A 7160-nucleotide genomic window follows, 5' to 3' on the forward strand; every position below is an offset into this window, starting at 1 on the left:
GATCTACTACAAAAGCCCTGAGTACTCCATCGGTTAGTCCATAGTATATTCCATAGACAGCAAAGAGAGTCCAGATGTGGAAAGGCTGGAAAGCGAAGGCAAAACCCAGATAGACCAGAGAGTAGACCAAAAAACCCATAATCACCACTCTTTTGCGGCCGATCCGGTCCGAAAGAGCACCCCCCAGGAAGGCCACTGAGGAATAAACTGTGTTGAACATGAACCATACAATGGGAATTAACACAGTGGCCACACCCACATTTTGAGCCCTCAGAATAAGAAAAGCATCGCTGGAGTTACCCAGAGTGAATAGTATGATGACCAGGAGAAGCATTTTGAACTTTCGTTCAAAGGATCTCAGGCTCAGTTTGGGAAGAGAAACATCTCCTGAGGCAACGGCCCTTTTCTCAGCCACAAAGAAAATGATCATAAGAAGGGCCAGAGAAGTGGGGATGAGCGCCAGAAGGAAGATGGGGCGGTAATTGTTATTGAACAAGGGCAGAAGGACAAAGGCTATCAGGGGACCAAAAACCGCTCCCAGGGTGTCCATGGCCCTATGAAAACCGAAGGATTTTCCTCTGGTGGCCACAGGAGTTGAATCGGCGATAAGAGCATCGCGGGGGGAGGTCCTTACCCCTTTGCCCAGACGATCCATGAAGCGGAGTCCCAAGACCTGCCATCCCGCAGTGGTAAGGGCCAGAAAAGGTTTGGCTATGGTAGATAGAAAGTAGCCCCAAAAGACCAGGGCCTTCCTTTTTCTCAAACGGTCGGACAGCCAGCCCGATGCGATCTTCATCAGGCTGGCCGTAGTCTCCGCCGTCCCCTCGATCAAGCCTATATAGGCTTTGCTAACTCCCAGGACCTGGGCCAGGAAAAGGGGCAAGAGAGGGTAGATCATCTCGCTACTCACATCCTGAAGAAAGCTGACCACACCCAGGACAAAGACGTTTTTCTTTATTCCGGGAAATGGGCCTTGAGCTGCGATTTCGGAAACTGGATCGTAGGGATTTTTCTTTCCTGGTTTATCTTTTTCCATCTTGTTTTCCATTCTCTGTTTTTTACTTTTGGTCTGTTCCTATCTCTAGCGTCCCTGCAAAAGGGCCGAATTTCAGTATCTGGTTCCATGCTGGAAATCTAAATCGGAAGGCAAATTGACCCAGAATCTAGTTTTTGCAGTTCCGCCACCTCTGTTTCTTCCGCTCTCTAATTACCGATCTCCGTTTGCTCCATAACTTCTTCCACCAGCTCGGAGATCTTTTTTCTTGATGCTTCCAGCACTTTAAGTCCCTTCTTGGTTATTTGATAATATCTTCTTCTTTTGCCCCCCACGACTGAATTTTCACTCCTGAGATAATTGTGTCTTTCCAGCGCGTGCAGAGTAGGGTAGATTGTCCCTGAACTTATGGAGTAGCCGTGTCTCCTCAGTTCTTTGATGATTTCGATGCCACAGACAGGAGCCTTGCTGGCATGGTACAGTATATGAATCTTAATAAAGCCCAAAAAGAAATCTCTGATCATAATATCGAATCTCGATATCGGAATTTGATATTATTGAACTCTTGCCATGGCATATTGTCAATAGTTGTTCTGGTGAATTGGGCGAAATTGACAAGAGGCAAATTAAAACAAGAATCTTTGGGGCTCTTTCCTTCAGGTAATTCGTACTGTAAAATAGACGGCATGCTGCAGGAGGAGCAATCTGGAGCGTACGGTGTACACAGAAATCAAGGATTGAAAACTGGTGCAAGAAACCGCGAGAGAAAGGAGATATAGCAAAAATGGCGGATCCCATAGCTTTCAACATTGGAGGCATCGCTATCAGGTGGTACGGGCTACTCATCTCCATCTCCATCATTCTGGGCATATTTATTGCCTACCGGCTGGCTAAATACAGGGGTGAAAATCCCGAGGAAGTACTAAACTTTGCCCCTCTTGGCCTCCTCCTGAGCCTTGTGGGAACCAGGCTGGTACATGTGCTGGTAAACTGGGGCCATTTTGTTCGGCACCCCCTGGAGATCATTGCTATATGGAGAGGGGGTTTTGCCATCCATGGAGTTATTCTGGGAGGAGTAGCGGCTCTGGTTATCTATGCTTACGTCAGGAAGCTTAACTTTTGGCGCTGGGCCGACATTCTTTCTCCCCCTCTGGTTCTGGGGCAGGCTATTGGAAGATGGGGCAACTTTTTTAACCAGGAGGCCTTTGGATATCCTACGGACCTCCCCTGGAAGATATTTATCGATCCCGCCCACAGGCCCCCTGGTTACGAGGAGTTTTCCTATTTTCATCCTACTTTTCTATACGAGTCCATTCTCAATTTCGTTCTTTTTCTGGTACTTATCTATCTTCACCGCTTGAGCCAGAGAGGGAAGAGGCTGCGAGATGGGACTATTTTCATCGTCTATGGTCTATCCTATGCCGTCTACCGCACAGTCATTGAGTTTCTCCGCGTCGACAGCGTTTTCGTAGAAGGTATCAGGGTTGTGCATCTTATAAATCTTGTGGGTATAGTAATTTTTGTGGCGCTATATTTGCTGGTGGTGGCCAGAAAGAGAGCTTAATGTGGGGTATTCTTTTCCAGCGGATTGTCATTCGGGGGCCGCACCCTCGAACGTGAAAAATGAGGAATCTGTTCTCTAAGTGCTCTAGCTCATAAATTCGGTGACGTATTTACTATCATTCATGCAGTAAGTACTAATGAGTGGTAACTTTGTTCAGAATATGTCATCGTATTTATGAAACTGTATACTAAGTAATTCCCCATGACGGCTTCGTCACCCTCGAACGATGAAAAAGGGAATCTATTTTCCAGGTAATTTGCCATGATGGGGCCATCACCCACGAACCATGATAACATGAAACCCTCATGCCACAGATGGCACAAAGGAACATGAAAAATAAGGCGCATTTTCAGAGGAAAGTGCTGACTATTTTCTATGTGATCTAAGAGGTGGTCAACTTACGGGGTTACCCCGAAATCATGCTCAATATCTCTGAATAACAGGGTTGTCGGAAATGTTATAATTCGCTTTAGAATTTGCTCGAGAATATCGACAAAAGAAGTTTCCGGGACATAATGATAATGTAATTCAAAATCATTTGACCTTAGCGTTACCTCTAAGATTAGGCACAGAGAGAAATGTACAGAGAGAAACAGATTTTTAAAGACTACATTTTAAACAATGAGCTCAAGTATACCGGACAGAGAGACCAGATTCTTGACTCCTTCCTTTCCATTGAAAAACATATCACCATAGAGGAGCTCTATAATCTGATCAAGAAGAAGAATCCTGAGATTAGTTATGCCACTGTCTATCGGACCATGAAGCTGCTTTCGGAATGTGGTATTGCTAAGGAGAGCAAGTTCCATGGAGGGATAACCAGGTACGAACACGCCTATGACCATGGACACCACGATCACCTGGTCTGTATTAAATGTGGGAGTATCAAAGAGTTTGAGAACGATCAGATAGAGGTAATTCAACGGAAGATAGCGGAGGAGAACAATTTCAAGGTGGAGGATCATAAGCTGGAGATATACGGCATCTGTAGTCGATGCCAGTAAGGGGGGTGAGGAGAAAAATCTTGGTAGAAACCAGGGAGATATTGAACGTCTCAAAGGGAACTAAGAGCGAAAGGCCCTTGATAGCGGGTCCTGTGAGAGCCGAGGTAGGGATAAAACATGCCTGATCAAAATGTTAGTCTAGCCGCAGCCTTTCTGGCCGGACTTCTCTCCTTTCTGTCTCCCTGCATACTTCCTCTGATACCTGCTTATATAAGCTACCTCTCCGGCGGGACCCTGGAGTTCTCTTCCAAGAACTCCCAAAGACTTTTCACCTTCATTAATAGCCTTCTCTTTGTCCTTGGCTTTTCCCTCATTTTCATCTTCTTAGGGGTCTCGGCATCTTTCTTGGGACAACTGATCAATAACTCCATGCCCTTTATCAGAAAAATCAGCGGACTGGTGGTCATAGCCTTCGGCCTTTACACTATGGGTCTCCTTAATATTAGATATCTCAGGTTCTTAGATTATGAGAAGAGATTTCAGTTGCCCCCTGGATGGAGACTGAAATACGTGGGCTCTTTTTTGCTGGGCTCCATCTTTACTTTCGGTTGGATTCCCTGTGTTGGCCTGGTTCTGGCGGGCATTTTAGTTCTGGCGGGCACTGCCGAAACTGTCTGGCAGGGTGGGTTTCTTCTGGCAACCTACTCCTTGGGCCTGGCCGTTCCTTTTCTTATCACCAGTCTCTTTATTGGCTATCTCAACCAGTATTTAAAGAGGGTAGCCAGGTACACCAAAATCTTAAAGCTGGCCTCCGGCGCTCTTCTGGTAGTTGTGGGAGTTCTTATCTATTCTAACCCTACAGCGATACTTAAGAATCTTGGTTCAATATGTAGGGCAATTTCTTTAATTGAACCACAATATATTGTATGTATTCAGGTAAATGACGTTGTAGGGCTAATTTCCTTTTGCGATTGGTCAGCTACTTATATAGCTTTTTCTACAGGCTGGGTATAACCTTCTAAATTTCCAGAGAGGCCACCTTCTTGGATCAGCCAGCCTACAACGCCCTTCTTGCACGGATCTTTCACCAGTCTAGCCACTCCCGGATGGAAGTGTGTCTGGTTACGTGGGCCCGTCCCTGGATCTCCTTTCGGATTTCCTCCACTGTGCCATATCTCTCGGCGAAGACATCGTAGGAATGGATACCCTCGTAGTTCTCCTGCTTGGCCAGAACAAAGGCGTCGCCAGGGAGGTTGGGATAGCGCTCCAGGACCATGCTGAGCATCTCCCGCACTGAGTCTTCAACGAAGCGAGGACGGGAATGGGCCTTCTCCACCACGTAGAGCTCATCAGGCCTCTTGAGAAGGTCATAGATCTCCGAGCTCATGGAAGCCTCTACAATCCCTACCAGGTCCTCGGCCCGGATTTTCCCGTCAGCTCCGATAAGCAGAGAGCCTTTACCTCTCTGGTTGTGGGAAGCCATAGGGATGAGACCCAGCACCTTTTCTGTCTCTTCCTCAGAGAAACCGTGGGCCAGGAGCCTCTCTCGGGAGTTGGTGCGCACCATCTCCTGGGCGCACGGGCAGGTGTTCATCCCCCAGGCCTCTACACCAATAAGCTTCTTAGTCTTCTCCTCAGTGCTCACGGCTATGCCAATCAGGTTGTAGATCTCCTGGGTACTCTGGTGAGAAACCGGGGTTTGCTTCTCCACTACACATTTAGCCCTGATGTTTACCTCGGACCTGACCGCTCTTTGCTTTTCCAACACCCGTCGGGAGACCTTCTCAGCCAGGGACTCGATATCCAGGGCCTCCTGCCGTACTATTTCGTCCACTACTTCATTGACTACGTTGCTGAAGCGGGACATGTGTACTCCCATCTGCTTGGGGCTGAGATCAACGTAGAGTTCCATTTCCGAATAGAAGATGTTTTCTTTTCCCTTGTAGCGTATCCGGATAAACTTCTCTGCACCAGTGATGCCAACGCGACTCAAGCTGACGTGAACGCCGGGTATTGTTTGCTGGATATCGTTTTCCCACTCCACAGTTTCTCTCTACCCATTCCTGGGGGCAAAATTGGAATGAACTCATTATATCATCGTTAAGAACGATTCAAAAGCGAACGTTCTTTTGCCGCGGATAAGCTCTGTGTCCTGAAGGGGAAGTTCTGCTATCATCTTAGGCAACTGAGCCACCACTCTGGATGAGAAGGAGGAACAAATAGAGGCATGAGAACACTTCTGGTGGGTCTAAGTACCCGGGCCATGGCTGAATCTGCTCATCGAGGTAGCTACGACGTGGTTAGCGTGGACTACTTCGGTGACTACGATCAGAAGCTATTAGTGCCCAATTATTCTCTGTTACGTGACCTGGGAACAAATTTTCAAGTCTCTCTTCTTGGGGAAATAGCCTTCCAGATAGACTTTGATGCTCTGGCCTACACATCCAACCTGGAAAACTATCCTGAAATAGTGGAGAAATTGGCGGCCAAGGGGGCTATTCTGGGGAACAGTCCTTCTGTATTGCGCGAGATAAGGGATTGGGACAGACTTTCTTTCTTCCTGAGGGCGGAAGGGTTTAAAGTGCCTCGAACTCTAGAAGAGCCCCCCGGCTCATCCGGTCGCTGGGTGAAAAAGCCTTTGCACAGCGGAGGAGGACACAAGATATCTTTCTACCTCCATGGTGAAGAAGTGGCAGAGAACTTTGTGGTCCAGGAATATCTGGAGGGGATACCCTCTTCAGCTTCTTTTGTGGCCGATGGCCGCCGGGCTGTGGTGATTAGCCTGACAGAACAACTGATTGGAAGGGCAGAATTTGGCATTTCTCCCTTCCGATATTGTGGCAATATTCTGCCCCTTAGAATTGCAGGAAAGGACGAGGCCTACCTCAGGGAGATTCTGGAGCAGGTGCAGCAAATGGTCGACCGAATCACCTTCCATTTCGGACTGAAGGGGGTCAACGGGCTCGACTTCATTCTGAGGGATGGAGAAATCTATGCTCTGGAGATAAATCCTCGTTACTCAGCCTCCATGGAGCTGATAGAGATGGCTTACGGTATTAATATCTTCGACCTGCATGTGCGGGCCTGCCAGGGTGAACTACCCTCTTTCTCTCTCGAGGAAAGGTTTCCAGCCAGTCTTTTCTTCGGCAAAGCCATTCTCTTCGCCGAAAAGGATATCACGGTTGGCGATACTCGGGGGTGGGTGGCCAGGGGGATCAGGGATGTTCCCTTCCCGGGAGATAAGATAAAGAGAGGTCAACCCATCTGCACCCTTCTGGCCACTGCCAGAGGGCGAGAGGAATGCCTCTCCAAACTGGTGGCCCAAGCCCAGGAGCTAAAAAGAGTTCTGGTGTCCCTGCAAAAAGCCGAATTTCAGTATTTGGCCCCCATTCTGTCAATCTAAATCGGACGGCAAATTGACCCAAAATCTGACTTTCACAGTTCTGCCACTTCTTGCATAGGTAAAGGCGGGAAAGGCAGATGTGGACCTGCCCGGTGTTGAAAGGAGAATTTCTTTACCCCATAGGACTTACGCAGTTGGGGTAAAACTGTAGGTAGGGTTACCCAGATAAGCCCGTATTGCCTCCCTGATAATGGACACCTTTGCCTCATACCAACTATTTCCCGTTCGCAACTTGTGTATCCCCAAACGCAGAAA

At 47.9% G+C, this 7160-nt stretch carries 7 protein-coding genes and 1 pseudogene; 4 read left to right on the forward strand and 4 right to left on the reverse strand.

Features of this window, described 5'->3' with window-relative positions:
* Both HW443_RS08595 and HW443_RS08600 read right to left on the reverse strand, forming a co-directional pair.
* Nucleotides 1-1036: MFS transporter (locus HW443_RS08595; protein WP_176238069.1), on the reverse strand; the 1036-nt coding region annotated here is incomplete at its 3' end.
* A gap of 167 nt (nt 1037-1203) precedes the next feature.
* A complete protein-coding gene (locus HW443_RS08600) occupies nt 1204-1518 on the reverse strand; it encodes a PadR family transcriptional regulator (RefSeq protein ID WP_176231039.1) in 315 nt (104 codons plus the stop codon).
* 260 nt (nt 1519-1778) lie between these two features.
* On the opposite strand from HW443_RS08600, the gene lgt reads away from it, so the two are divergent.
* The 3 genes from lgt to HW443_RS08615 all read left to right on the forward strand — a co-directional run bounded on the left by lgt (nt 1779) and on the right by HW443_RS08615 (nt 4516).
* The gene (gene lgt, locus HW443_RS08605; protein ID WP_176236899.1) at nt 1779-2558 is read left to right on the forward strand and encodes a prolipoprotein diacylglyceryl transferase; all 780 of its coding nucleotides are present in this window, start codon (nt 1779-1781) and stop codon (nt 2556-2558) included.
* A 578-nt stretch (nt 2559-3136) separates the two neighbouring features.
* A complete protein-coding gene (locus HW443_RS08610; RefSeq protein WP_176236025.1) occupies nt 3137-3562 on the forward strand; it encodes a Fur family transcriptional regulator in 426 nt (141 codons plus the stop codon).
* Between the two features lie 117 nt (nt 3563-3679).
* Entirely contained in the window at nt 3680-4516 is an 837-nt protein-coding gene (locus HW443_RS08615; RefSeq protein WP_176236026.1) for a cytochrome c biogenesis CcdA family protein, read from the forward strand.
* Nucleotides 4517-4586: 70 nt separating this feature from the next.
* On the opposite strand, the gene mptA is transcribed toward HW443_RS08615, so the two are convergent.
* A complete protein-coding gene (mptA, locus tag HW443_RS08620; RefSeq protein ID WP_176232016.1) occupies nt 4587-5546 on the reverse strand; it encodes a GTP cyclohydrolase MptA in 960 nt (319 codons plus the stop codon).
* Nucleotides 5547-5729: 183 nt separating this feature from the next.
* Between mptA and HW443_RS08625 the strand changes: the two genes are divergently transcribed.
* Nucleotides 5730-6905, forward strand: coding sequence for an ATP-grasp domain-containing protein (locus tag HW443_RS08625; protein ID WP_176236027.1), 1176 nt, complete (start codon nt 5730-5732; stop codon nt 6903-6905).
* Between the two features lie 126 nt (nt 6906-7031).
* Here the strand turns inward: HW443_RS08625 and HW443_RS13390 are convergent.
* Nucleotides 7032-7160, reverse strand: a pseudogene (locus tag HW443_RS13390) (IS701 family transposase); the annotation flags it as partial.

Origin of the sequence: Candidatus Hakubella thermalkaliphila (assembly GCF_013281975.1) — a bacterium.
GTDB lineage: Bacteria > Actinomycetota > Humimicrobiia > Hakubellales > Hakubellaceae > Hakubella > Hakubella thermalkaliphila.